A 25,613-nucleotide genomic window follows, 5' to 3' on the forward strand; every position below is an offset into this window, starting at 1 on the left:
AGGTGTATGAATCGTCGTATCGACCGTAGGTCTCAGACGGATCTCATACGGGAGCCGGATTGCTGCCAGTCTGCGGGCTCCGGTCGTTCTCTTGATCGCTGATCGTTGCTTTGATCGCCGTATCCTCATTGGGCAACCTCCAATGGCTGGTTCCCCAATTTCCCCATCACACCTAAGCTCCATTCGCCCACGGACCTCGCGGCACGTCGGTGTGATTACTACACGGTCACCTGTGCCGTCAAGACTCTTGATGAACCTCCTTTCGTCCCCCACAAGTGCCTCGCACTTCGTGCACACCACGACCGCGAGAGCATGACGATCTCTACAGTGCTGCAATCTGCCGTCCCAAGTGTCGGGGCGCCTCGTCGGGACAGCCCGGGTTTGGGGGGTCCGCGCCGCGGCTGCTCTCACGGCGACCTGGATGCGACTGCGTAGCGCACAATCCACATGTCGCTGTCGACGTCGGCAAAGAAAATCTCGACCACGTCATCGTGGATCTCGACGGTGGCGCCGACTAGCTCTGGACGATTCGGGCTCTCGACGATCTCGTAGCTGGCATCCGCGATGGGCTCGACGTCACAACACCCGGTTGTGCCGACGAACATCCCCGCGACGACCGCAGCCAGACCCGCTCCGACAAGCGCGACTCGAGCCTTCAACAGCTTGCGCGCAACCGTCATCGCGGCTCCAACACCATGGAAGGCGAATCAGGTCCAAACAGAGTCAGACGCAAAGTGGGAGCATTCGCGCCACTGAGGTTGGCTTTGTTGGCCCAAAACTCCTGCTCCATGGTTGGCGCCATGTCGCCTTCGACGGCCGCGAGTTCGAGTTCCAATTCGGAGAAGTCACACTTCGAAGCGTGCGCCGCGGGGAGCAAGTGAGCGAGGCCGACGCCGACGCCGAAGGACACCCCGACGGTAAAGATGGTCTGTTTGAACATTTGTCTATCGCGTCCCGTTCGAGGCAGTACTCTACCGGTCTCCGAACCCCGAGCAAGTCGCCGAGCCCAAGCCCACGCAGACCGCGGCCGCCCTCACCGAGCTAGCGACGACGCTGAACGACGCCGAGCTGCTCGGGCGCGAGACCCTGAGCGCCTCGCGATCGAGGTCGACCGCGAGGCGCTCAGCTCGGCTCGCTGACGCGACCGTCCCGCGGACCCAGCGGGTCCGCTACACTCGGCCGTGCTCTACGAAGCCGAGCTGTACCTCTCCTCTGCCGCGCTGCAGTGTCTCGAGCCGCGCGAGGCAGGTGCGCTCGCGCGGCTGAGCACGTTCTTCGGTTTCACCACGCAGCTCGCCGAGCAGCGTCGGCTCCGGCTCGCGGCCGCGCTCGAGCGCGTGCTCGGGGCGCTGCGAGCCCGTGGCATCGATGACGCGGTGTTCGGCAGCCGTGACGGCGCGGCTTGCTTCGTCGACCGCGTCGGCGTGGCCGAGGACATCGACGCGCTGTCGGAGCAGGCCAGCGAGGCGCCGGTCGACTTTGACTGCTTGCGCCTGTTCGTGCGCGAAGCCACCCGCGACGATAGCGAGGCGGCGATCTTCGATCCTTATCGGGGCGAGATCGCCACCGAGCGCCCGCAGCTGCAGCTCGCCGTCGACGTCGAGATTCATCGGCTGATCCCGCTCGATGGCTACCCGCTGCGCCTGCGCGTGCACGGCCTGATCGCCGAGCTCAACTCGCCTGCCGACGAGCCCTGGGACACGCTCGCCCAGCGCACCGCCCACTACATCGAGCGCCGGTTCCCGACCCGGCGCGTCCACGGTCACGAGCATGTGCCCGAGGAATTTCAGCGACGCGTCGAGTCGCTCGCGCGCTCGCTGTGCCGCGAGTTCGACACCGAGCGCATCGATCTCACCCTGCGCAGCGCCATGGTGCTGCCTCGACACCCGCGCATGGGCACCCTCGAGGAGCTGCCGGCAGCCCTCGCCGCCGGCAGCTTCGCGCGCCTGCCCGGCCTCGAAGCCCCGCTGCGCTACGCGTTCGCCTGGCCCGAGGTCCACGCAGGTCTCTCGTACGAGCAGATGCTCGTGCTCGACGGTCGCGGTCGCCGGATGCTCGCGACCGGGCCCACGGCCGTGACGGCGAGCGAGGACTCGCTCGCCGTCGGACATCCGCCGCTGCACTTGCCGGTCCCCGATCTGCTCGCGTTCTCCGGCCACGAATGGGACGCCGAGGCCCGCCGTGAGCTGCTGCTCGCGCCCGGTGCACCGTGCGAGGGCCTCGACGGCGACGCTGCGCTCAACAGCCATGAGCGACGCACCTTCGAGTGCGGCAGCCGCGGGCCCGCACGCGCGACGACGGTGAACCGAGGCAAGGGCTCCCGCTCGGGGCGGGGCTTCCCGGGGCAGCTCGGGTTTTAGCAGGCCCTTCGGGCTGGGCCTTCACTGCGTTCAGGACGCTCGCGGGTTGACTCGCGGACCGTCGTCGCCGGCCGCTTCGGCACGACGAGAGCGGACCGCCGCCGGGTCAGCCACCGCGCGAGTAGGCCGCATCCTCGCTGAGATCCCAGCCGCTGCCGTGCACTACGGAGCGAGGTGACACTCTCGGGCTGCGGCGGTGTTCGAGTGCCCGTGAGGACCCCGAAAACCGAGATCCGCGTACGTTTGGAGGTGCTAATCGCCTGTCTGTGCGTGAGCAGCACGGTCGCGTGCACCCAGCCGGCGGCGTCGAACGAGCACGCCGCCCTGGCCAGCGCGACGGTCGCGAGCCGCACGCCGACCCACCGAGCGGCCCCGGCCCACCCCGAAAAGACCGCGAGCGGCCCACCGCTCGGGCTCGAGCCCGCCGCGACGGCAACACTCGAGGGTGAGGTCGCCGAGGTGCTGTCCGCGGGCAGCTACACCTACTTTCAGCTGCGGACCGACGCGCAAGATCGCTGGATCGTGATCATGGGCGCGGGACCCGAGCCGGGCGCGCGGGTGCGTGTCTCGGTCATGGGCGAGCGCGCCGGCTTTTACTCGCCGCGACTCGACCGACACTTTGCGTCGCTGAGCTTCGCAACAATCGACAACCAAACTGAAGGACCGACATGATGCATGTGAATCAGACTCGATATCAGGTGTGGGCGAGCGTGCTGCTCGCGGGGACCCTCGCCACCGGCACAATTGGCTGTGGCGAGCCCGCGGGCGACACGGACACGGCCGTTGATAGCCAGACGGAGACCACCACCGCAACCGACACTGCCGACACTGCCGACACTGCCGACACGGCCGACACGGAGAGCGGCGAGACCACGGACGGCGACGCAGCGACCCGCGCGCTCTACGATTGTGTCGACCCCAACTTTGGCGCCTCGCCGCTGGCCGGGCCTGGCTATGACCCCGAGATGGGGCTGCTCGAGCCAGCCGCCGAGTCGTACGTGGCCCACACCACGCAGATCATGGTCCGCGACACCCCAGAGGCCGCCGAGGACTTCGACGCCTACCTCGACGAGGTCGTCGCGGAGATCATGCAGAGCGAGGGCCTGATCGCGGTCTCGCTGGGCGGGGAGCCGACCTGTGGGTTCGCGCGTACGCTGGGTGTCTGGCGCGACGAGCAGGCCATGATGGCGTTTGTGTTCTCGAACGCACACGCCAACGCGATGGCGAACGCGGCGAGCGTCTCGCTCACCGACCGCGTGACCCATTGGCAGATCACGGCCGAGGACCTGCCCGATCTGTGGGCCCAGGCGTTCGAACAGATCGACGAGATCGAGCCAAACATCCACTGACGTCACTGAGTTGAACCCCAGGGGGGCGCTCGGCACACCGCAACAGAAGCCCGAGCCCTCGCCGAGTCGCGCCGAGCACCCACCAAGTCGTGGGTGCTCGGCCGAGCGTCTGCGGGCAGACCGGCGCGGTCCAGGTGGTGCGAACGACGGCGGTCGTGCTGGCCCGGAGCCGGGCGACAGCGCAGGCCGGGGCCGGCGCGAAACCGCAGAACACGACGATCTCTGCGAGCGAGGGCCAATGCGAGGCGCCGCGCCGTGACCGGGCCGCCCCCCAGCTTGCGCCCGCAAGCGCGGGCCGGGTATGGGTTGGCGTATGTCGCAGACCGCCGCTTCCATCGGGATCGCTCGCGTTTGTCTGGCGCCCGGCTTGCGGGCGGGCCTCCTCGCAGTCCTGATCACCGCGCCAGCGTGGGCGAGCGGGTGCGCGAGCGAGGGCTCGGCCAACACCGTCTGGGCCCAGCCGGCCGGGGACATGCCGCTGCCGAGCGCGGCCGCGGACGCGCCCAGCGTGGATCCGCCGACGAGCGGCAGCGTGGCCCCGCGCACGCCCGCGCTCGAGGCCAAGTACGTCGAGGCTGCGGCCAAGCTGACGGCGATGGCCGAGGACGACACCCGCGCGTGGGACCGGCTCGCCCATGTCGCCGACACCTTCGGTCATCGCCTGTCCGGCTCGGCGTCGCTCGAGAAGACGATCGACTGGGCGATCGAGACCATGGCGGCAGACGGGCTCACGGACGCGCGCCGCGAGAAGGTGATGGTCCCGCACTGGGTCAGGGGCAGCGAGTCGGCGGAGATCCTGGGGCCGGTCAAGCGACCGCTGCCCGTGCTCGGGCTGGGCATGACGGTGGGCACGCCCGGACGGGGGATCACCGCCGAGGTGATCGTGGTCGCGGATCTAGACGAGCTCGATCGCCGCGCGAGTGAGCTGGCCGGCAAGATCGTGGTGATCAATCAAGCGATGCCCGGCTACGACTACGAGCACCACGACGCGTCGTATGGGTCCACGGTCCAGATCCGCGCGCACGGTCCCTCGCGGGCGGGGGCGCACGGCGCCAAGGCGGTGCTGATCCGCTCGGTCACGGCCAGCAGCTTGCGAACGCTGCACACGGGCGCGCTCAACTACGCCGAGGGGCAGCCCAAGATCCCCGCGGCCGCGATCACGCCGGAGGACGCCGAGTGGTTCACGCGCATGGCCGCGCGCGGAGAGACGATCGAGGTTCGCCTGCAGCTCGGCGCCAAGCTGTTGCCCGATGCCGTCAGCGCCAACGCGGTCGCCGAGCTGCGCGGGCGCGAGAAGCCCGAGGAGATCGTGGTGATCGGCGGACACATCGACTCGTGGGATGTCGGCGACGGCAGCACCGACGACGGCGCGGGCTGCCTGATGGCCATGGAGGCCGCGCTGATGTTGAAGGAGCTCAACCTGATCCCGCGCCGGACGATCCGCGTGGTGTTGTTCACCAACGAAGAGAACGGCCTGCGCGGCGGCAAGGCGTACGCGCAGGCCCACGCGGACGAGCTGCACGTGGCGGGCATCGAGTCCGACAGCGGCGCGGGGGCGCCGTGGGGGTTTGGCGTGGGCCAGAGCCAGGCCGACCTCGACTCGCTGCTCCGCTTCGCGCCGCTGTTCGAGACGCTCGGGGCCAACAATTTCGTGGTCGGCGGCGGCGGGGCCGACATCTCACCGCTGACGGCGGAGGGCATGCTCGGGATCGCGTTGCGACCCGACACCAGCCACTACTTCGACCTGCATCACAGCCCGGCCGACACGATCGACAAGATCCCGCCTTACCATCTCGAGCGCAACGCGGCCGCGCTGGCGCTCATGGCCTATATCCTGGCCGAGCGGGACCTGCCGCAGCCCACCGCCACGCCCGAGCCCGCCGCCGCGCACTGAGTCACGTCATGGCCAAGCTGTATTTTCGCCACGGAACAATGGACAGCGCCAAGACGATGAACTTGCTGGCGGTGGCCCACAACTACCGGCAGCAGGGCAAGCGCGTGGCGCTGCTCAAGCCGCGGCTCGACGATCGCTTTGGCGGCCGCGTGATCGCTTCGCGCTCGGGTCTGAAGAAAGAGGTTGATCTGCTGCTCGAGGACGACACCGAGCTCGATCCGCCGTTCTTCGCCGAGCTCGACTGTGTGCTGGTGGACGAGGCGCAATTTCTGTCGATCAAGGTCATCGAGCAGCTGCGCGACGTGACCCGCACCTGCAACGTGCCGGTGATCTGCTATGGGCTGCGGACTGACTTTCGCACCCGGTTGTTTCCCGGGGCCCAGCGGCTGTTCGAGCTGGCTGACTCGATCGAGGAGATCAAGGTCACCTGTCAGTTTTGCAATCGCAAGGCGATCTTCAATATGCGGTTGGTCGACGGCGAGCCGACCGCGGACGGCGAGCAGATCCAGCTGGGCGCCAACGAGAGCTACGCGCCCGCGTGTCATGTCTGCTATGTGGAGCGGCTGCCTGGCGTGATCGAAGGCTCCTGAGCCTCGGCGAGCCACACGCGGGCACACAGTCGGCGGTGACCCACGCGGATCGGCCGGATGCTGAGTAGCGCCAAGCTGACCAACGTCACGAACAACACATAGTGCGCGGGTGCATCGACCGCGCGCTCGAGCCAGGGCTCGGGCCCAAAGCTGACCCACGCGCTCAACGCCACGACCGTCACCAGCACCACCCAACACGCGGCGAGGCTGCGCGCCCGCCATGGCCCGCGTGCTTGGGGTAGGTCGTCGAGTGCCTCCATGAACCGCGATGACAGGGGCGAGTCGAGCTGCGGGTCGTCGTGAACCGGGCTGGGCAAGGCGAGCGCGAAGCAGCGCGTGGCGACGCGGTGGTGAGCCAAGCCGATCACCCAGACCACGAGCGGCGAGAGGGTCACCAACACCAGGCCGCTCGACTCCCAGTCGAGCCAGTCGAGCGCGAACCGACACTCCCCGACGCCTGGCATGCAGACATGCAGGGGAACACCCGAGGCGCTCAGGCCGACGTCGAAGGCGATCGCTACCCAAGCCAGCACTGCCCCAAGCACGATCACGCTGCGAGACCTGTGCGTCTGACCAAGCTCGAGGTCTCGCGCCTTGCCGCGGCGCAGCCAGCCCAACCCGATGCTGTCGACCAGGCCACACTCGCCGAGATCCGCGCGATAGGGATCCGCGGTGGGCCGCCCGATGATCGTGGCTCGGATCTGCATGAGCTCACGATGGACGCCGCGGCGCAGCTCTGCATCGAACAACCGCGTCGCGTCGACCCAGGTCGCGGGCAGGCTGCGCACCCGGACCCGATCGACGCCGCGGGTCGCGAGCGCCTCCAGCTCATCGGGGGCGAGCGCCTCGAACCGAGCGATGAAGTCGTAGTAGGACTCCTCGAATTGTGGGTCCGCGCCGCGCTCGAGCTGCGCGCGCTCGAGCCCGGGGCTGGGCAAGCGCTGACGAACTGGCGCTGGGGCGTCGGCTTCGAGCGGGGCCTGCAGCCAGACGAACCCGAGCCCGGCGCAGAGCAGCAGCAGCATGCCGACCAGCGGAAACCCCTCGCGGGCTTCGAACGCGTAGAGCAGCTCCCCGGCTCCGGCCAAGGCGAGGATCACGACCGCGAGACAGCCGGCGAGGACACCGAGGGCGACCCAGCTCCGCGACCGCGCGAGCGCGCGATGGCCCATGGCGAGCGCGGCCGGATCTGGGGTCGCGCGCGGCTGGGATGACCCACGAGCGGGGCGTTGCAGCGGGACCGGGGCAGGTGCGCCAGCAAGCGGGCGAGGGGTGCGGCGCCGTCGGGTGGAGCGGCGGTCGAGCAGCCCAAGTCGGGCGCACAGCTCGAGCAGACCGAACGCGACGACGTAGGCCACACCCGGAAGCACCCACGGCCGCGGGTGCTGCCCCGCCACGAAGTCTTCGACGCCGAGCGAGGCCAGCGGCGCGGCGGCACAGACGGCCAGCAGACACGCCAGGCCAACCCGCCACAGCCCGCGACAGCCCGGGGGGCGGGCGCGTGCGTCGATCACCGCGGCCTCGATGCGCAGCACGACCGCGAGCCGCCCAAACCCGACGAACGCGGCCTGATAGTTGCCGGTTGGCCACACGCAGCCGAAGTCCCAGCCCTCGAGCTCGACGCCGAGATCGATCGCCCGTCGAAACAGCGCCATGTCGAGCTGCGTGAGCGCGGCCATGAGCACGGCCCCTGACAGACCGACGCGCGCGATGACACGCCGACGACGGACTCGGTCGACCTCCGCGGTCGCTGTCGTGCGGCGCGGCCAGATCGCGAGCGTTGGCGCGAGCGCGGTGATCACTGCCAACCCGATCAGGAACCAATCGGGCGAGGCCCACAACAACTCGCGCAACAGCTCGCCGTTGCCGGGGCTCGAGTGCGTGAACAGCCTCCCGAATCCGAGCTGGTTGAGCACCAGGCCGAGCGCAAACGCGACCCAAGCCGCGATGGTCAGCCGCCGAGCCGTCGCGCGCAGTCTCGGGTCATGTTGGACGAGGACTGCGGGCGGGGCGGATGGCACCGCCCCACGAACGGGGCTGGTTGGGGTTCGGTCCAGAAAAATGTTCGGCGCGGGGGACCTCGCTGCGAGTCGTCGCGCTCGCGTCTTGCAGGGCCTAGACCTGCACGACGCGGTCCTCTTCGAGACACCACGCCGTCAGCGGCCCCCCGTAGACGCAGCCAGAGTCGAGGCCGATCGTGTTGGGCCCGCGATAGTGACCGCGCCGGGCCCAGTGGCCGTGCACGATCAACGCGTCGCCAGCGTAGAACGAGTCCCACGGCTGAAACGGCGGCGGACAGCCCTCGGGTGCCCCGTCGAACCGGTTGCGCTCGCCGCTGGCCGTGCAGCAGCGCACCCGGGTTGCGAACGAGACCTCGTCGGACTGCAGCCAGTCATCGTCGTGCTCGCCCGCGTTGATCCGCGCGGCTGCAGCGTGCAGATCGTGCCAGCGCGGATCGATGCCCGCGTGGACCAGCCATACGTCGCGCCCGCCTTCGAGGCCGGGTAGGAACGCCAACGCAGGGAGCGCCCGCAGGGAAGCGAACAGCTGTTCGGCGTCGGGGGCGGCAAACAGCTCGTCGAGGGTGTCGGGCTTGCGGGGCCAGCGTCCGGCCCGAGCACACAGGGCGTAGATCTCGTGGTTGCCGATCACGCCGCGCCCGCCCAGCTCGCGCCAGCGCCGGAGCACGCCCAGCGAGTCCGGGCCGCGGTTGATCAGATCCCCGGCCGCCCACAGCTGGTCGCGCGCCGGGTCGAAGGCGATCGCGGCGAGCAGGGCGTCGAGCTCGCGGGCGCAGCCTTGCAGGTCTCCGACGATCCAGCGCACGTACAGCGTTATACACCAGCAGCCCGTGGTGCAACGCCTGGCTCGCACATCCGGCCGAGCATGCGCCACTCGCGGATCGTCTCCTCGATCGTGCGACGCTCCACCTGGAGGTGGGCTGGCCCCCGAGTGGGTAGGTTTGGTTTCGCCCGGCGATGCGCGCAATGGTACATCGCTCGAATCGACCCAGGGACAGCGTTGCACAGCGCAGATGGTGGATTGTACACTGATCACATTCACGGCCCGGCAAGCGCGAAATCGACATCGAGTGCGAATATGGGTTCCTGGTCATGGTGCCGATGCTATTGCGAGGTTCGCACGAGCTACCTGGTGTCATTGTGTGAAAAACGCGCTTGGGACATCGAGCGCTTCGAGGCGCTCGTTTGCTGTATTCTCGAAGCTACCGACTCGCGGAAAAGACGCATGGATAAGTTCGCCGGCTACACACTCACCAAGAGGATTCATGTCGGTCGCGGGACCGTCTTGTATGAGGGTCTCTGCGACGAAGACCGACAGCCCGTGGTCATCAAGCTGAGCAGCGAAGAGCACCGATCCGCCAGCGGATACGCCAAGATCGAGCACGAATACGCATTGCTGCAAGCCCTCGACATTCGAGGCATTCCAACCGCCCGCGCAATCGAGCGGTTCGAGAATGGCGTGGCGCTGGTGCTCGACCGAATTCCGGCCCCGCCGTTGAGCCAGCTGCTCGCGTCCTCGCGCCTGGATCTACGCGCGAGCCTGCAGATCGCCGTGCAGGTCGCGAGGATCCTCGGTGACCTCCACCGGGCGAGGGTCTTTCACAAAGACATCAAACCTCACAATATTCTCGTCGACCGCGAGACCTACGAGGTCCACCTCATCGACTTCGGGATCACCACGCGAATCGCGAGCGAGGTGCAGACCTTCATTCGCCCCGAGGCCCCCGACGGGACGCTGGCGTATATGTCGCCCGAGCAGACCGGGCGAATGAATCGCGGGCTGGACTACCGAACGGACTTTTACTCGCTCGGCGTGACCCTGTATCAGTGCCTCGCGGGCACCCGACCGTTCACGAGCGATGATCCGCTCGAGCTCATTCACAGCCACATTGCGCGCATGCCCCCGGCGCTCGGCGACGAGGTTCCGCCGGTCGTGGCGCAGCTGGTCATGAAATTGCTGGCGAAGGCGGCGGAGGATCGCTACCAGAGCGCCGCGGGCCTGGTCGCCGATCTCGAGCGCTGCCTCTCGTCACTCAGCGAGCACGGGGAGATCGAGTCGTTCGCGCTCGGGTCCCACGATCACACGGGCGCGCTGCAGATCTCGCAGCGACTGTTCGGGCGAGCGACCGAGCTCGGTGAGCTCCACGACGCGTTCTCCCGGGTCCGCGACGGCGCGTCCGAGCTGATCCTCGTGACTGGCTACGCGGGCGTCGGCAAGTCTGCGCTCGTCAACGAGATCTACAAGCCGATCGCGGCCGATCACGGGTTGTTCGTCGCCGGCAAGTTCGACCAATTCAATCGCACGACCCCATACGCGTCGATCGGGGCGGCCTTTGGTGAGTTGATCCAGGTCATCCTGAGTGAGCGCGCGTCGCGACTCGACGACTGGCGCCAGCGCCTGCAAGATGCGTTGGGCGCCAACGGTCAGGTCCTGACGGCGCTGATCCCAGCGCTCGAGCTGGTTGTCGGACCGCAGCTTCCGGTGCCGGAGCTGGGGTCGACCGAGTCACAAAACCGCTTCAACCTGGTGTTCAAGCGGTTCATCGACGTCTTGGCCCAGCCCGAGCATCCGTTCGCGCTGTTCCTCGATGACTTGCAGTGGGCCGATCCAGCATCGCTCGCGCTGCTGGAGGCGCTGCTGCTCGATCGTGCACGTGGCCACTTTCTGTTGATCGGGGCCTATCGAGATAGTGAAGTCGACCGCGCGCACCCGCTGTCGCTGGTCCTCGACTCGCTGCGCGAAGGGGGTGTCGAGCCGCGGATCCTGCAGCTCGAGCCGCTGTCGGCGGCCGACGTGGGTGAGTTGGTCAGCGAGACGCTGCAGAGCAAGGCCGACGCGTGCGAGCCACTCGCGCGTGTGGTTCACGCCAAGACCCTCGGCAATCCGTTCTTCGCCAATCAGTTCCTGCGAGAGATCTATGCTGACGGCGCGCTGCGCTACGACGCAGACGCGACGACACGTTGGGTGTACGACCTCGAGGCGATCAACAGGCACGCCTACACCGACAACGTCGTCGATTTCATGGCGGCCAAGATCCTGCGCCTCCCAAACAGCGTCCGCGAGATCCTCACGATCGCCGCCTGCATCGGCCACCGCTTCGACTTTCACACGCTCATCACGATCACCGGACGTTCGGCTCGGGAGATCAGCGAGAGCCTGTGGGCGGCGCTCGACCTCGGCCTGATCGTCCCGCTCGATGCGAACTATCACCTCATGCACGTGCTGACGGATTCGCCGGCCGTGAATCTCCGCTACCGCTTCCTGCACGATCGGGTCCAGCAGGCCGCCTACGACCTCACCGATCAAGATCGGCGAATGGAGCTCCACCTGAAGATCGGCCGCCCGCTGCTTGCAGACCGGGTCGCGGGCGACTCGGACGATCGCTTGTTCGAGATCGTCAACCACCTCAACCACGGCGCACCGCTGCTCACCGACCAAGCCGAACGTACCGAGCTCGCGCGACTCAACCTCGAAGCGGGTCGGCGCGCGAAGCTGGCGACCGCCTATGACGCCGCCACCGGATACCTGCGTGGGGGCACGAACTCACTGCCCGCGTCGGCGTGGGCGACTGACTACTCGCTGTGCTTCGAGCTCCACCGCGAGCTGGCCGAGTGCGAGTACCTGTGCGGCCGCTTCTCCGTGGCCGAGGAGCTGTTCCAAGCGCTGATCGAGCACGCCCAAGACCAGCTCGACGAGGCCGAAATTTACACGATCCGTCTGCGCCTGTACCAGGTCGCGGGGCGCTACAACGACGGCGTCGACCTGGCTCATGCGGCGCTGGCGAAGCTCGGCGTGACCTTCCCCGAGGACGCCGAGGGCGTCGGCGCTGCGACTGGGGCTGAGGCCGCGCGCGTGCCAGAGAACCTCGGCGAGCGAAGCGTCGCGTCGCTGATCGACGCGCCGCGGATGAGCGACCCTCGCCACGAGCGGATCATGGGGCTCCTGGCTGGGCTGCTGCCGTGCGCCTATATCGGGCGTCCCGAGGTGTTCCCGCTCGCGGCTCTCCGCATGGTCAACTTCTCGCTGCAGCACGGGAACACCGAGGCGTCGTGCTTTGCGTACAGCGCGTACGGGCTCATGTCTGTCGCGGCGTTCGGCGAGATCCCCCGTGGCCTCGAGTTCTCGGAGCTGTCGATCGCGCTCAACGAGCGGTTCGGCGACACGTCGCTGCGTGGCTGCCTGCTCCATCTCCACGGCGACCACATCAACTTTTGGCGCCACCACATCCGCACGGACTTCCCGATTCTCGAGCGGGCGTTCCACGCGTGCCTCGAGGTCGGCGACCACGTGTACGCTGGCTACCTGGCGTTCGAGACCCCGTGGCAGGCGATCGAGGCCGGCGACACGCCGACCAAGGTGCGCGCGCTGACTGAGCGCTACAAGGCCTTCGCCACCCAGACCAAGAATCACGCGGTGTTCGAGACGATTCGGATGCAGGAGCAGTACCTGACGTTTCTCGAGGGCCACACCGAGGAGGCGTCGGCGCCCACCACCGAAGTCTTTGACAAGCGCGCCTCACTGGCGCGCGTGACCGAGGCCAGCTTCGGCTGCGGGATCGCGTTCTTTCACATCATCGAGCTCATCACGCTGTACACGAAGGGGCGCCATGAGGCGGCCCTCGCGGCCGCGAGTGAAGCCCGCCCGGTGCTCGGCGCGGTCATGGCGATGCCGATCGAGGCGACCTTCTACCTGTACGAGGCGCTCGCGCTGCTCGCCTCACCCGACGCCACGACCGACAGCGTCGAGCTCCACCTCCAGAAGTTCGCGCTGTGGGCCCAGCACTGCCCGGCGAACTTCGAGCACAAGTACCTGCTGCTTCAGGCTGAAGTGGCGCGCGTGGACAACTCGCCCGCGGCCGCCGGGCTGTACGACGAGGCCCTCGAGTCCGCTCGCACGAATGGCTTCATCCAGTACGAGGCGCTCGGCAACGAGCTCGCCGGCCGCTACTACCACGCGCTCGGGCGCAGGCGGATCGCCCCCGTGTATCTCAACGCTGCCTACGTTTGCTACGTCCGGTGGGGCGCGACGGGTGTGGCGGCAGCGCTCAGGGACCGGTTCAGGGAGCATGTCTCGACCCTGACCGACAGCGATAATCCCAACCAGCACGCCCAGATCGCAACCGCGACCCACACCACCTCGACGACCGGCACGCAGCGCGTCATCGACCTCAGCACGGTGTTGCGTGCCACGGAAGCGCTCGCCGGCGAGGTCGACGTCGAGGCGCTGATCGGCAAGATCATGCAGCTCGTGCTCCACAACGCGGGGGGCGTGCACGCGAGCTTGTTCATCGTCCGGGGCGACGATCTGGTGCTCGGGGCCCGCGGGGCGGTGCAGCCCGATGAGCTGCAGATCGGCGCTGACACACCGCTCGACGACTGCCGGGACGTCGCCACCTCGATCGTTCGCCTGGTCGCTCGGACCCGGACGGGGGTCGTCCTCGCGGACGCGCAGGACGACCCGAGGTGCGCCCAGGATCTGCACGTCGCGCGCGCGGAGGTCCGCTCGATCCTGTGTGTCCCCCTGGTCCACCGCCAGATCCTCGTTGGTGTGCTCTACGTGGAGAACCCGAGGGTCAAGGGCGCGTTCAGCATCGCTCGAGTCGCCCTGCTCGAGACGCTGAGCACCCAGGCCGCCGGAGCGATGGAGAACGCGCGCCTCTACGCAGACCTCAGCCGGGTCGGCGCGGAGCTCAGCCACGCCAACGAGCGCCTCGAGGCCAAGGTCCAAGCTCGCACAGACGAATTGCGCGAGGCTAACGAACGCCTGCTCCACCAACTCGAGCAGCGTGAGGAGAGCGAGCGAGCGCGGACGGCTCTGCAGGATCAGGTCATCGACATGCAGCGCAAGCGACTGCTCGAGCTGTCGTCACCGCTGATCCCGATCACCGACCACATCCGCGTCTTGCCCCTCGTCGGGGTCGTCGACGACGAGCGCGCGCGCCACGTGCTCGAGTCGGTGCTCGAGGACAGCAGGGTCCACAGCACGCGGACCTTGCTCATCGATCTCACGGGTGTCCGCAACGTCAACACCGAGATCGTCGCGCGCGTGCTCGTCACCACCGCTCGCACGCTCCGCTTGCTCGGCACCGAGACCGTGCTGACCGGCATCCACCCTGCGCTCGCGCGCACGCTGATCGACCTCGACCTCTCGATCGGCGACCTCGCCACCCGGGCGACGCTGCAAGATGGCATCTCGTTTGCCATGCACCGCAGCGGTGCACCCAGGACCGGTCGCTGAGCGCTACAGCAGATCGAGGCGCCCAGCGACCTCGGGCAGCTCGTCGTCGCCGATCGTGTGCGTGAACCCGTAGCCGAGCTGACCGAATTGATTGCTGCCCCAACAGATCACATCCTCGCCCTCGAGCACCGCGCAGGTGTGGGCCGCACCCGCGGCGATCCGTCGGGCCGGGCCGCCGAGCTGGGCGGGGTCCCGATCAGCGGGCACGTTGATCAACCCGACGGACTCTTCGTCGCCGTTGCCGAGCTGGCCCGACCCGGCGTCCCCCCAGCAGCGCACATCGCCGCCCTCCAAGATCGCGCAGCTGTGCTGATACCCAACGGCCAGCGCGACCGCGGGGCCACCCAGCTCAATCGGCTGCAGCTTCGACGGCGTCTGGCCAGCCAGGTTGCCCCACGCGGTGCCGCTGCCTCGACCGAGCTGGCCCGACAAGCTGGCGCCCCAGCACAGCACATCGCCGGTCGACAGCAGCGCGCAGCTGTGCACCAGCCCGACCCCAACATCCACGATGGTCGTGCCGCGTGGCAGCTCGGGCGGGATCAGCTCGAGTTCACCCGCGACCTCGGGATCCTCGTTGTCGCCGATGTTGAGGGTGTTGCCGTAGCCGAGCTGCCCGCTGTCGCCGCGGCCCCAGCAGCGCAGGCCGCCGCTCGCCATGATCGCGCAGCCGTGGGCGCCGTCGACCCCGAGCTTGACCGGCTCGCCACCCAGCGCCACGACGGCGACATCGAGCGGGACCTCGTCATCGCCGATGTTGGCGACCCCACCCAGGCCCAGCTGGCCGTAGCTCCCGCTCCCCCAGCACCGCAGCTGCCCGGCCACGCGCACGCAGGTCTGGAGCACGCCCACGTCGATCCCGTTGGCGGGCGCGATCAAGTCGACGACCGGGAGGCCCTCGAGGGTCTCGTCGTCCCCGATCGCGAGTTGCTCGGCGCTGTTGCCATAGCCGAGCTGACCCGAGGTGTTGAAGCCCCAGCAGCGCACGTCGCCGTTCTCGAACAGCGCGCAGGTGTGCGCGCCACCAGCCGCGACCTGGACCGCGGCCGGGAGCGGAAGATCGGGCACCATCGCGGGCACCTCGTCGTCGCCGATGTCCGTGTTCGCGCCAAACCCGATCTGACCGGCGCCGTTGTGGCCCCAACAACGGATGCGCCCGCCCTCGATCAGCGCGCAGGTGTGAACCCCGCCCAGCGAGAGCTGGGTGATCTCGGTCAGCGTGCAGTCGTTGTCGCAGCCGTCACCCTCGATCGAATTGAGATCGTCGCAGGCCTCGCCTGGATCGACCCGGCCATCGCCGCAGGTGTCGAGCTCGCAGATCCCGTCGACGCACAGCTGGCCGTCCTCGCAGGGCGCCTCCAGGTCACACGGGCAGCCCAGACCCACGCAGGTCCCTGTCTCCTCTTCGGACATCGGCTCGGCGCACAGCCCCGCCATGCACTCGAGGCCAGGATCGCAGCCGCCACCGAGCGTGCAGTCGCACCCTTGAGATCCAACCACGCAGACTTCGCCGGTTCCGCTGTCGGATCCACCCTCTTCGGTTGTGGCACCCTCGACCAGCTGAAGCCCGCACGCTGCGGGACCTGCCGTCAGCAGGGCGATCGAGCCAGCCAGCCCGACCCGGGGGATCACCAGGGTCCACGCGCGCACGGTCACAAGCTATCACCTCTCGCCGAGCGGAAGAGAATGCTGGATGGTTCCGCAGGTCGTGTGAGGCATGGCCACGGGAAATGGCTTCAACGCCCCCTTCAAGGGGGCACACATGTGCCCGCGGCTGCAGTCGGCGAAGTGCCACGGTCACTGTGGGGGTCTCAAAATACCTGCTAGCGTCCCGGTTCGTGAAGCCCGCGCTCGACGCGATCTCGGCCCTGGATCTGGGCGGCTTGAGCTTGCTCGGCAACCCCTGGCTCGACCTCGCGCTGCTGCTCGCGGCCGGGGTCGCGGCGGGGGTCATCAACGCGATGGCGGGGGGCGGATCGTTCCTGGCGATCCCGGTCCTGGTCGGGCTCGGACTGCCGGCCAGCACCGCCAACGGAACGCTGCGCGTGTCGATCCTCGCTCAGAACGCGATCTTGATCGGCACCTTCCGCCGCAGCGGGGTCCGTGCGCCGCGCTCGAGCCTGCGCCTGGCGCTGCCGATCATCGGGGGCGCGCTGCTGGGCGCGTGGTTGGCGACGCTGCTCGACGACCGGCTGTTTCGCCCGCTGGTCGGCGCGCTGCTGCTCGCGTGGGCGGTGATCTTGGTGGTCAAGCCGCAGCGGTTCTTGCACCCGCCCGACGAGGAGCGCGAGCCGACCGCGCTGACGTACCTGCTCGCGCTCGCGGTCGGGCTGTACGGCGGGTTCTTGCAGGCCGGGGTCGGGTTCCCGCTGCTGGCTCTGCTCAGCGGACAGCTCGGCTATGACCTGGTCCGCGCCAACTCGGTCAAGGCCAGCCTGATCTTCGCGTCGACCTGCGTGGCGCTGCCCGTGTTCATGCTCGCCGGACAGGTCGCGTGGGCGCCCGCGATCGTGCTGGCAGCCGGCACGATGCTGGGCGCGTGGCTGGGCGCGCGCTGGCAGCTGGAGAAGGGCGCGTCGGTCGTGCGCTGGTTCGTGTTGATCATGGTCGCGATCGCTGGCGTGATGATGCTGTGGTCGGCGCTGGGCTGAGCGCCCGACGAACCCTGCCCACGCGACGATCGAACCAGCTAAGCTGCCCGCGTGGAGCCGCGTCCCGATGCCGAACTGTTGCGTGCCTGGCAGGGCGGCGATCCGAGCGCGGGGCAAGAGCTGGTTCGACGCCACGCGCCACGGATCACCCGGTTCTTTCGCAACAAGGTCTCGGCCCCGGTCGAGGATCTCGTCCAGGACACCTTCTTGGCGCTGCTCGAGGGCCACCAGCGCATCGATCAGCCGGACAAGCTCCCGCACTACCTCTACGGGATCGCCCACAACGTGCTTCGAGCCTACATCCGGAGCTCGATCAAGGCGCGCCAGATCGACGAAGGGGCGAGCTCGATGGCGGCGCTCGATCCGGGACCCACGTCGATCATCGCGCGTCGCCGCGAGCATCGGCTGCTGCTTCAGGCCCTGCGTCGGATCCCGATCCAGCACCAGATCGCGCTCGAGCTGTACTACTGGGAGGGGCTCAACACGGTCGACATCGCCGCGATCCTGGGGCTCTCGGCCTCGGCCATGCGCAGCCGGATGGGCCGCGCGCGCGAGCTGCTCGAGCGCGAGCTCGAGCTGCTCGCCGAGTCGACCGCCGAGCTCGAGAGCACGGTCGGCGGGCTCGACAACTGGGTCGCGGGGATCCGCCAGCAGATGGCCACCGACGAGGCGCTTCCAAGCTGATCGGCGTGAACGCGCTCAGTCCAGCTCGTCCTGGGGCGGCAGCGTCTCGGGGGTTGGGGGATCGCCCGTCGGGCAGTCCTTCTTGGGCTTGAGGATCACCGTCGGTTGACTCGAGCTCTGGCCGTCGCGGGTTGTCGCTCGCCGAAACCGAAACTCGTACACGGGCTCGAGCTGCTCGGGTCGAGGGACGACGAACGTGAGCTCGGCTCCCGACTTTTGCGACGGGAGCTCGACCCCGTCGACGAACACCTGCATGCCCAGCACCTCGTCGTAGAGGCCGAAAAAGTGGAGCGCGACGTCGTCGTTGACCTCGAATCCGTACTCCATCTCGTGCACGACGACGGGGCCCTGATCGCTCAGGTGCTCGACCTCGCTCGAGGGGAAGTCGACGACGAAGTCGAGGTCGGACTCTCCACAAATCGGCTTGACGAGCACCCCGGCTCGCGGGGCGTCGAATTCATCGTCGGCCGCGAGCTCACAGCCGCTCAGCGACATCGTCAGCAACGACAGGGACAGCATGGTTCGGCTGATGTGGTTCATCTCGTCTCCTCGAAGGGTAGTGCTCGCCAGTCGCGGGACGTCCAAGTTCTGGCTAGAATCGTTGACGTGACCGACGGTGCGCTCGATGTGGCCGAGCGCCTCCAGGCTCCGGTCGACGATCTCGAGCACGAGCGGATCCTCGCCGCCGTCAACCATAGGCTATTTGGTCAGGCACTCCTGCGGGTTGGGCCTTACCGGGTCGTCCGCCTGCTCGGCGCTGGGGGCATGGGCGAGGTGTTCCTCGCCCGTGACGAGACGCTCGACCGAAGCGTCGCCGTCAAGGTGCTCAGCGCCGACTTTGGTGCGCAGGCGCAGGTGGTCGTGCTGCAGGCCGAGGGGCGGGCCCTGGCGCGCCTGTCCCATCCCAATGTGGTCCAGATCCACGAGTTCGGCGAGCACGCCGGCCGGGCCTATGTCGTGATGGAGTACGTCGCCGGGCCGACGCTGAAGCAGTGGCTCGACGCCGCGCCACGAACCCGGGCTGAGATCCTGGAGGTCTTTCGCAGCGCGGGTGCTGGCCTCGCCGCGGCTCATGCCGTCGGCGTCGTGCACCGCGACTTCAAGCCGGACAACGTGCTGATCGGGGAAGACGGACGCGTCCGAGTCGTCGACTTCGGCCTGGCGATCGTCGATCGCAACGCCGCGGATCGGGCCGGGACGCCCCGCTATATGGCCCCCGAGCAACACGAGGGCTCGACCGTCGACGCGCGCAGCGATCAGTACTCGTTCTGCGCGGCCCTTCACGAGGTGCTGTGGGGTGAGCTCCCGCCCCGTGATCGACTCGCCGAGCATCGCGTGTCGGGCTCACGCTGGGTCTGGCGACGACTGCGGCGCGGCCTGGACCCCGATCCCGCGCGTCGCTGGCCCGATCTCGACAGCCTGCTCGACGCGCTCGACCCCCGGCCGCGGCGGCGTCGGCTCGCGCTCGCGGGAGTCGGCGCCGTGATCATCGCTACCGTTGGCGTGTGGTCGGTCGTGCCCGAGCCCGACACCTGCGAGGTGTCACCGCGAGCACTCGAGGCGACCTGGGGTCAGGATCCAGCTGACGCGCTTCGGCGCTCGTTCGCAGCCGTCGACGCCGAGCGGGGCCCGGGCGAGGCCGAGCAGCTGTGGCGTTCGCTCGAGGACTGGGGCCTCGCGTGGCGTCGGACTCGCGCGCAGCTGTGCCGAACCCAGCGCGCGGGCGGAGTCAGCGAGTTCGTGGTGCTTCGCCGCGAGGCCTGCCTCGAGGATCAGCGGCTGTGGGTCGCGGCCCTGACTGCAGAGCTCGAGCTGGCCGATCGACGGACCCTCGCGCAGGCGCGTGAGCTCGCCCGCGCTGTCCCTGGCCCGACCCGTTGCGTCGACGACGAGCTGCTCGTGACCAGCGTCGCGCGTCCGACCTCCGCCCAGGCGGACGAGGTCGACGCGATCCGCCAGGTCTTCCGGGAGGCCAAGGCCCGACGACTCACGGGCCATCCAGAGCCCAACTTCGCCGCCCTCGCGCCGATTCGCGCTCGGATCGAGGCCGTCGAGTATCGACCACTGCTCGCCGAGTACGAGGCCGAGCTCGCCTCCGCCGAGTTCATGGCCGGATCGCGTGAGCGCGGACGCGAGCTGCTCGAGAGCGCCTCACGCGAGGCCTACCGGGTCGGCGACGACCGGCTCGCCGCGAGCGCGTGGGCCGAGCTGAGCTGGCACGCGGTCAGCGAGTTCGATGATCCCAACGCGGCCCAGCGCTGGCTCGAGCGGGCCCAGGACGGATGGGCGCGAGTCGGCGAGGACGCGGACGCGCGCGTCGGGCTCGCGTTCGCGGCTGGTGCGATCGCGCTCGAGCGTGGCGACCACGATGAAGCCGAGCGTCAGCTCGAGGCGGCGATCGTGGCCCTCGACGAGGCGGGCGCCAACCAGGGTCGACGCCCGTTCGTGATCCAGCGCCAGGCATTGCTGGCGGAGGCGCGTGGCGAGCTCGCGCGGGCGCTGCGGCTGTACGAGCAAGCCCGCGAGGCGAGCGAGCACCACTTCGGTCCGACCCATCCGCGCACGAGCCTCGCCGGGATCAACTATGCGCTGGTCGCCTACAACGCGGGCGAGGTCGAGCTCGCTCGCCGCGAGCTCGACCTCGCCCTCGCGCGCTGGGACGCGGGTGGGACCCCGATCGATCGCAGGCTCGCCGACGCCCACCAGCTCGGCGCGGCCCTGGCTCAGCGAGCAGGCGAGCTCGAGCGGGCCGTCGCCGAGGCACGGCGCGCGGTCGAGCTGCTCGTCGAGGTCGCGCCGGATGCCAACGACGAGCTCGCCTACGCCAACTACAACCTCGGCACGATCGCGTATCTGAGCGAGGACTACGAGACGGCCGTGCTGGGCTACGCGGAGGCGAGCGAGCGGTTCGCCGAAGCTGACGGCCAGGCGCTCTGGGCCCGCGTTTATCGAGCTCGCAGCTTGCTGCGCCTCGGCGAGTTCGACCTCGCCCGCGCGGGCTTGGTCTCGACGCTCGACGCGAGTGACGGCGACGCCGTCGCGCTCGCTCGTTTGAGCCTGGTGGCGGTCGAGCTTGGCAGCGGACGGCTCGCGGCCGCCCGCGCCGCGCTCGCGGGGATCGAGCGGGACCGCGTCGACACGCTCGAGCTCGAGTTGCTCGAGGCCGTGCTCGCGCTTCGCAGCGACGCGTCAACGTCGGCGAGCGAGCCGATCCTGATCGCCTCGCTCGGCGAGGCGAGCGCGCAAGACCGCGCCGAACTCGAGCGCGTGTGTGTCAGCGTCGGCGTCAGCGCGCGCGAGCACGAGCTGCTCGGCCTCGAGGTTCCAGAGTAGCTCGTCGTTTGACCCGACTCAGCCGCAGGCGCAGATCGTCCCGGCGTAGGTCCACCCGCCGCATGAGGTCGGCACCGACGGCGGACACGCCGAACACGTTCGGACGTACTTCCGCGCCAGCGTGCAGCAGTTGGTGCCCGTGCACGAGCCTCCGCCCCAGCCGCCGCAGCTGATGTTGGTCTCGACGAAGTAGTGCTCCTGCCACTGGCTGCAGCCAGCCGTGGGGAGCTGCGCTTCGCTGCTCATGACGGTGAGCTCGTCCGTGAGCCACTCGTTGCACGGCGCGGCGGCGTGCTCGGGGAGGGAGACCGCCGCGTCCGGGTCGATGCTGCACACGTACTCGGCCTCCGCAAAGTCCTGGGGTTGTTGCTCGACGCCGAGCTCGAGGGGTTCGTCGGCGTCGAGCAGCGCGTCGAGATCGGCGTCGTCGGAAAGTCCATCGCAGCCAGTGGCGAGGCCAAGCGTGAGGGCGAGGACGAGAACGAAGGGAGACAGGGACTGAATGAGGGTGCGTGTCATTGCTTGCTCCGGGCGCGGGGCCCAGAGCCGGAGTGCGAGCCGCCGCCGCGACGTCCACGCTATGTTCGAGAGCTAACACACCCTCATGGGTGAGAGCCCGACGGCAGCGGCGATCGAGCCTACACTCGCCCGCGTGTCACTGCCGTCCGAGCTCCTCACCGCGCTGCCCGCCTCGCTGCCACCGTCGCGCGTTCGTGCGGCGTTCCGCAGCCCCGGCTCGCCCGGGTCGCTCGGCGGCGAGAGTTGGTTGCTCGAGCTCGACGACGGCCTGGCGATGCTGTGCCGTTCGTCGATCTTCGACTCGCTCGAGTGGCTCGCGCTCGCAGACGATGGCGCACCTGCGGTGCAGCTGAGCTCGAACGGGTTCACGTCGACGCTCGAGGTCCGCTGTGCCGACGGCACACAGCTCACGCTGCGGCCGAGCTCGACCGGCGCCGAGGCGGTCACGGCCTTGCTCGAGCGGGTTCAGAATTTGGCAGCCGCGCCCGGATCGACGCCGGACCCCGCTCCAACGAGCCAGACCAGCGCCGCCGTGCTGCTCGACTCGTCGCCGAGCGAGCTCGAGCCGCCAACCGAGTCGCCCGCACCTGAGCCGTCCGGCTCGCTCGACCACTTGAACGGGTCGCTCGCGCGCGGGGACTTTCGCAGCGCCGAGCTCGCCGCCCGCCAGACGTCGAGCGCGAGCGAGCCCGAGGCCCACGCTGACCTGGTCGCGCTGCTCGAGCTCGCGGCCGCGGGCGAGCTCGCGGCCGCGTACCTGTGGACCCGCGGGGCGAGGCGCCCGCCTGCCCGCCACCACCACGCGCTGTTCGCTGCGCTCGCGTCGGCGCTCGAGCGGGACGACGAACCCACGCTCGCGTGGTCGGCCTGGGAGCGGATCGACGACGATCGACGCGGGTCGGAGGCCCGCGGGCGGATCGAGCGAGCGCTGGGCCGCACTGGTCCCACGATCGCGCGCGAGGTGGCCGAGCGCGCCCGCACGTGGTTCAACGATCAGCTCGCCGCCGATCCCGAGCAGGTCGACGCCCTGCGCGGGCTCGCCCACGCGCACACGGACCTCGACGAGCTCGAGGCCGCGCGGCGGTGGGTCGACGCCGCGCTCGCCAAGGATCCCCACCACTTCGACACCCGCATGCACGCGGTGCAGATCCTCGCGCTGCTCGAGCTCGAGACCGGCGACGGCAACGCACGAGTCGGCGCCCTGCAGGCGATCGCCACCGACTTTCCGACCCGCGCCGAGCCGCTGCTCGAGCTCGCGGATCACGTCGAGTTCGACGATCCCACCCTCGCCATCCAGTGCCTGGTCCGCGCGCTCGAGCGGGAGTTCACCGGCTCGACCGCGGTCGCGCTCGTCGACCTCTACGCCGCGACGAAGCGCTACGGCGACGTCATGACCGTGGCCACGCAGGCCCTGAAGACCGATCAGCTCGACGCCCGCGAGCGCGAGCATCTCCAGCGACAGCTCGAGCAGGCCCAGGTGGCGACTGGCCTGCGGACCGACGGTGAGCTGACCCAGCTGCCCCCGCAGCGCTCTCGCGGCGCCGCGGTGGTCGTGTTGGTGATTCTCGCCATGCTCGGCTGGCTCCTGCTGCAGTGACGGAATCTCGGCCCGCGCTCGCGCGTACGGGCGGCGATGCTCACCCACGACCCTCGCTCGCTGTTGCTGCTACCGGTGGTGGGCCTGTGCTCGTGCGTCGTGGCGGGCGAGCTCGCGGCCAACGCCGCGCCCGAATCGGGGTTGGGCGCCAGGCCTGCGCAGTGGCTCGAGGCTGACTCGCCACACCAACCGCTGACCATGGCCGAGGCGGCCTCGCTCAGCGGCCAAGCCTCGCTCGCGGCCGGCCACTACAGCGCGGCCAACGAGTCCTTGCAGCTCGCGGCGAACCTCCAGCCCGAGCGCGTGGACCTGCGCCTGGCCCGGGTCGACGCGCTGCTTGGGCTGCGTCAATACGCGGCCGCCAAGCAGCTGCTGGCCGAGCTTCAGGCCGAGTCACCCACGCACACGGTGACGGCGATCGACAGCTATCACGTGCGCACCCACGAGCTCTCGCGGGCGCAAGGGTTCACCCCCTGCGAGGCAAAGGTCGACCAGGCTCGCCGCCCCCTGACCCGCAACGACGACTTCTTGGCGGCCTGGAACGACTTGCGCGGCGGGCTGCCCGACACCCAGCAGATCCCGCTCAGCTCGCTGGATCCGCGCGGTCGGCCTGGGTACCCGCACCATGAGGAGACCCGCGTCCACGGGGTCCCGTCGAGCGCCGCGCAGGCCCGCGACCTCCTGTGCGGTGAAGGCCTTCAGTGTGAGGCAGACGAGCCCCGACTGGTGCGGCTCGAGATCGGACTGGAGGCGTCGATCGGCCTGGTCGTCCCCCACGCCGACGGCAGCGTGTCGGTGCTGGCAGACGTGGCCCACCCGAGCTGGACGAGCTGCTGGGACGAGACCTCGCTGTCGCTCGAGCGCGTGGGCGAGCTGCTGCGCGTGCGGGTCGTGAGCGACACGCGTGAGGAGGTCGACACCTCGGACTGGGCGCTCGGCAGCGCGGCCGCGCTCGGCTCGGCGGGGGCGAGCTCGGGCTACTACGCTGGCGCCGGGTCATCGGGCTATCAGAGCTCCGGCTCCTCGGGCTATCAGAGCTCCGGCTACGCCAGCTCTGGGTATCAGGGCTACGGCTACGGCTACAGCTGTGGCGACGACGGTGGCGACCCCTACTACAGCCCCAACTACGAACCCTACTCCTGCACGGCCACGCGCACGGTCGAGCGCGACCTGTTCATCAACCTCGCGAGCGGAGAGGTCATCCTCGACATCGTGCGCAGCGGGGCAGCCAGCGGCCAGCTGGGTCAGGTCACCGTCGAGCACGACCACGTCCGCGTCGACGCCTGCGGGACCACCGACGAGACGCTGAGCCTGAGCTGGACCGAGGCGTGAGCGCGAAACCCCAGCACTAAACCGCCGCACTAAACCCAGTTCAGCTCGGCCAAGGCCGCCGCCGCCTCGTGCTGGTCATCGTGGTCGTGATCACTGGCGCTCGCTTCACCCAGCGCAGCGACCGAGGCCCCACCGCCGATGCCCACCCAGTCCAGCGCTGGATCGCCGCTGGCGAGCGCCTCGAGTGAGCGACCGCGGATCTGCTCCCGCTGGGCGCGGCGATACCCGAGCGCCCACAGCAGCTCGAGCAGGTACAGCGGCAACAACTTGGCGCTGGCCCACCACTCGTCGAGCAGCCCCCACAGCCCGCCGATCGGCGTCCACGCCAGCCGCTGCAGCCGAGCTTGCAGCGTGACCGTGGCTGGATCCCCCCAGATGAACTCGCGCACGGGCTGCCAGCGCTGCTGAAAATTAGCCCGCGGAGGAACGTGCTCTTCGAACAGATGCGAGTAGGCCTGCACGGCCGAGACCGCCGCGACCAAGGTGATCGGCCGAAGAAACCACGCCAGCTCGCCCCCCGCCACCAAGCCCGCGCACACGTTGGCCACCAGCCACAGCCCCGCGAGCACGGCCAGCACGACGCCCGCCCACAGCCCGCTGCGCAGCTTGACCGCCATCGCCGTGTACCAGGCCGCGAGCACGGCCAGCAGCACCAGCCCCGCGTTCATGAACATCGAGTCCGGCCCGCCAGTGTGGATGGCGAGCGCGTAGAACAGCAGCCCGACGTTGAGCGGAACGCAGACGAGGTGGGTCAGCCACGTGCCCCCAGCGGTGTGGAGCACCTGATTGAGATAGATCTGATAGTCCAGGTTCAAGAACGTGACGTGCGCCATTGGGGTGACGCCGATGTGGTTGATCGCGCGCGTGAGCGGAGCAGGCTGCTCACCAGGGGCGAACAAGCGGGGCACGCAACGCCGCCACAGCTGCTCCTCACGGGTCTGTGCGACCAATCGACGCGGCGTCGCCCGAGTCGGCGTCTGGAATTGCGCACACCCCAGCCATGGCCGCTTTCGCATTGCTGGAAGTTGCACGTTCACGACGACCACCG

At 69.1% G+C, this 25,613-nt stretch carries 19 protein-coding genes; 11 read left to right on the forward strand and 8 right to left on the reverse strand.

Annotated features, from left to right (window positions below; genetic code table 11):
- Nucleotides 1-407: 407 nt before the first annotated feature.
- Both ENSA7_RS10080 and ENSA7_RS10085 read right to left on the reverse strand, forming a co-directional pair.
- Nucleotides 408-680 carry a hypothetical protein gene (locus tag ENSA7_RS10080; RefSeq protein WP_106089013.1) on the reverse strand — a complete coding sequence of 91 codons (273 nt, stop codon included), beginning with the start codon at nucleotides 678-680 and terminating at the stop codon, nucleotides 408-410.
- Complete coding sequence (locus ENSA7_RS10085; RefSeq protein WP_106089014.1) at nucleotides 677-940, reverse strand: hypothetical protein; 264 nt, start codon at nucleotides 938-940, stop codon at nucleotides 677-679. The genes ENSA7_RS10080 and ENSA7_RS10085 overlap by 4 nt, the downstream gene beginning before the upstream one ends.
- Before the next feature lie 241 nt (nucleotides 941-1,181).
- On the opposite strand from ENSA7_RS10085, the gene ENSA7_RS10090 reads away from it, so the two are divergent.
- The 5 genes from ENSA7_RS10090 (at nucleotide 1,182) to ENSA7_RS10110 (ending at nucleotide 6,193) form a co-directional block, all read left to right on the forward strand.
- Nucleotides 1,182-2,360 carry a hypothetical protein gene (locus ENSA7_RS10090; RefSeq protein ID WP_106089015.1) on the forward strand — a complete coding sequence of 393 codons (1,179 nt, stop codon included), beginning with the start codon at nucleotides 1,182-1,184 and terminating at the stop codon, nucleotides 2,358-2,360.
- A gap of 210 nt (nucleotides 2,361-2,570) precedes the next feature.
- Nucleotides 2,571-3,032, forward strand: coding sequence for a TOBE domain-containing protein (locus ENSA7_RS10095; protein WP_146157538.1), 462 nt, complete (start codon nucleotides 2,571-2,573; stop codon nucleotides 3,030-3,032).
- Between the two features lie 5 nt (nucleotides 3,033-3,037).
- Nucleotides 3,038-3,709 carry a DUF3291 domain-containing protein gene (locus ENSA7_RS10100; protein WP_181233563.1) on the forward strand — a complete coding sequence of 224 codons (672 nt, stop codon included), beginning with the start codon at nucleotides 3,038-3,040 and terminating at the stop codon, nucleotides 3,707-3,709.
- Between the two features lie 367 nt (nucleotides 3,710-4,076).
- Complete coding sequence (locus ENSA7_RS10105) at nucleotides 4,077-5,603, forward strand: M20/M25/M40 family metallo-hydrolase (protein WP_181233565.1); 1,527 nt, start codon at nucleotides 4,077-4,079, stop codon at nucleotides 5,601-5,603.
- Between the two features lie 8 nt (nucleotides 5,604-5,611).
- Nucleotides 5,612-6,193, forward strand: coding sequence for a thymidine kinase (locus tag ENSA7_RS10110; RefSeq protein ID WP_106089019.1), 582 nt, complete (start codon nucleotides 5,612-5,614; stop codon nucleotides 6,191-6,193).
- Here ENSA7_RS10110 and ENSA7_RS10115 read toward each other — a convergent pair.
- Nucleotides 6,154-8,109: a hypothetical protein gene (locus tag ENSA7_RS10115; RefSeq protein WP_106089020.1), complete on the reverse strand. Its 1,956-nt coding sequence runs from the start codon at nucleotides 8,107-8,109 to the stop codon at nucleotides 6,154-6,156. The two genes, ENSA7_RS10110 and ENSA7_RS10115, sit on opposite strands and share 40 nt — an antisense overlap.
- A gap of 199 nt (nucleotides 8,110-8,308) precedes the next feature.
- Nucleotides 8,309-9,019 (reverse strand): metallophosphoesterase, encoded by a 711-nt coding sequence (locus tag ENSA7_RS10120; RefSeq protein WP_181233567.1) that lies wholly within the window; start codon nucleotides 9,017-9,019, stop codon nucleotides 8,309-8,311.
- 420 nt (nucleotides 9,020-9,439) lie between these two features.
- Here ENSA7_RS10120 and ENSA7_RS10125 point away from each other — a divergent pair, with 420 nt between their 5' ends.
- On the forward strand, nucleotides 9,440-14,452 hold the full coding sequence (locus ENSA7_RS10125; RefSeq protein WP_181233569.1) for an AAA family ATPase: 5,013 nt from the start codon (nucleotides 9,440-9,442) through the stop codon (nucleotides 14,450-14,452).
- Between the two features lie 3 nt (nucleotides 14,453-14,455).
- On the opposite strand, the gene ENSA7_RS10130 is transcribed toward ENSA7_RS10125, so the two are convergent.
- On the reverse strand, nucleotides 14,456-16,099 hold the full coding sequence (locus ENSA7_RS10130) for a hypothetical protein (protein WP_146157540.1): 1,644 nt from the start codon (nucleotides 16,097-16,099) through the stop codon (nucleotides 14,456-14,458).
- Between the two features lie 188 nt (nucleotides 16,100-16,287).
- Here ENSA7_RS10130 and ENSA7_RS10135 point away from each other — a divergent pair, with 188 nt between their 5' ends.
- Nucleotides 16,288-17,100 carry a sulfite exporter TauE/SafE family protein gene (locus tag ENSA7_RS10135; RefSeq protein WP_181233571.1) on the forward strand — a complete coding sequence of 271 codons (813 nt, stop codon included), beginning with the start codon at nucleotides 16,288-16,290 and terminating at the stop codon, nucleotides 17,098-17,100.
- A 51-nt stretch (nucleotides 17,101-17,151) separates the two neighbouring features.
- Entirely contained in the window at nucleotides 17,152-17,784 is a 633-nt protein-coding gene (locus ENSA7_RS10140; RefSeq protein ID WP_244923766.1) for an RNA polymerase sigma factor, read from the forward strand.
- Between the two features lie 15 nt (nucleotides 17,785-17,799).
- Here the strand turns inward: ENSA7_RS10140 and ENSA7_RS10145 are convergent, their stop codons facing one another.
- Nucleotides 17,800-18,324 carry a hypothetical protein gene (locus ENSA7_RS10145; protein WP_146157541.1) on the reverse strand — a complete coding sequence of 175 codons (525 nt, stop codon included), beginning with the start codon at nucleotides 18,322-18,324 and terminating at the stop codon, nucleotides 17,800-17,802.
- A 66-nt stretch (nucleotides 18,325-18,390) separates the two neighbouring features.
- Between ENSA7_RS10145 and ENSA7_RS10150 the strand changes: the two genes are divergently transcribed.
- Nucleotides 18,391-21,117 (forward strand): serine/threonine-protein kinase, encoded by a 2,727-nt coding sequence (locus tag ENSA7_RS10150; protein ID WP_106089025.1) that lies wholly within the window; start codon nucleotides 18,391-18,393, stop codon nucleotides 21,115-21,117.
- Between the two features lie 18 nt (nucleotides 21,118-21,135).
- Here the strand turns inward: ENSA7_RS10150 and ENSA7_RS10155 are convergent, their stop codons facing one another.
- The gene (locus tag ENSA7_RS10155) at nucleotides 21,136-21,636 is read right to left on the reverse strand and encodes a hypothetical protein (RefSeq protein ID WP_106089026.1); all 501 of its coding nucleotides are present in this window, start codon (nucleotides 21,634-21,636) and stop codon (nucleotides 21,136-21,138) included.
- Between the two features lie 133 nt (nucleotides 21,637-21,769).
- On the opposite strand from ENSA7_RS10155, the gene ENSA7_RS42190 reads away from it, so the two are divergent.
- Complete coding sequence (locus ENSA7_RS42190) at nucleotides 21,770-23,233, forward strand: tetratricopeptide repeat protein (RefSeq protein WP_146157542.1); 1,464 nt, start codon at nucleotides 21,770-21,772, stop codon at nucleotides 23,231-23,233.
- 36 nt (nucleotides 23,234-23,269) lie between these two features.
- Nucleotides 23,270-24,565 carry a tetratricopeptide repeat protein gene (locus ENSA7_RS10165; protein ID WP_106089027.1) on the forward strand — a complete coding sequence of 432 codons (1,296 nt, stop codon included), beginning with the start codon at nucleotides 23,270-23,272 and terminating at the stop codon, nucleotides 24,563-24,565.
- 29 nt (nucleotides 24,566-24,594) lie between these two features.
- On the opposite strand, the gene ENSA7_RS10170 is transcribed toward ENSA7_RS10165, so the two are convergent.
- A complete protein-coding gene (locus ENSA7_RS10170; RefSeq protein ID WP_181233573.1) occupies nucleotides 24,595-25,473 on the reverse strand; it encodes a hypothetical protein in 879 nt (292 codons plus the stop codon).
- Between the last annotated feature and the right edge of the window lie 140 nt (nucleotides 25,474-25,613).

This window comes from Enhygromyxa salina (assembly GCF_002994635.1).
Taxonomy (GTDB): domain Bacteria; phylum Myxococcota_A; class Polyangia; order Nannocystales; family Nannocystaceae; genus Plesiocystis; species Plesiocystis salina_B.

What these genes read in the sequence shown, in the direction of transcription:
- ENSA7_RS10080 (WP_106089013.1), bottom strand. Translation starts at nt 680, where the DNA reads ATGACGGTTGCGCGCAAGCTGTTGAAGGCTCGAGTCGCGCTTGTCGGA.
- ENSA7_RS10085 (WP_106089014.1), bottom strand. Translation starts at nt 940, where the DNA reads ATGTTCAAACAGACCATCTTTACCGTCGGGGTGTCCTTCGGCGTCGGC.
- ENSA7_RS10110 (WP_106089019.1), top strand. Translation starts at nt 5,612, where the DNA reads ATGGCCAAGCTGTATTTTCGCCACGGAACAATGGACAGCGCCAAGACG.
- ENSA7_RS10125 (WP_181233569.1), top strand. Translation starts at nt 9,440, where the DNA reads ATGGATAAGTTCGCCGGCTACACACTCACCAAGAGGATTCATGTCGGT.
- ENSA7_RS10145 (WP_146157541.1), bottom strand. Translation starts at nt 18,324, where the DNA reads ATGAACCACATCAGCCGAACCATGCTGTCCCTGTCGTTGCTGACGATG.
- ENSA7_RS10155 (WP_106089026.1), bottom strand. Translation starts at nt 21,636, where the DNA reads ATGACACGCACCCTCATTCAGTCCCTGTCTCCCTTCGTTCTCGTCCTC.
- ENSA7_RS10165 (WP_106089027.1), top strand. Translation starts at nt 23,270, where the DNA reads ATGCTCACCCACGACCCTCGCTCGCTGTTGCTGCTACCGGTGGTGGGC.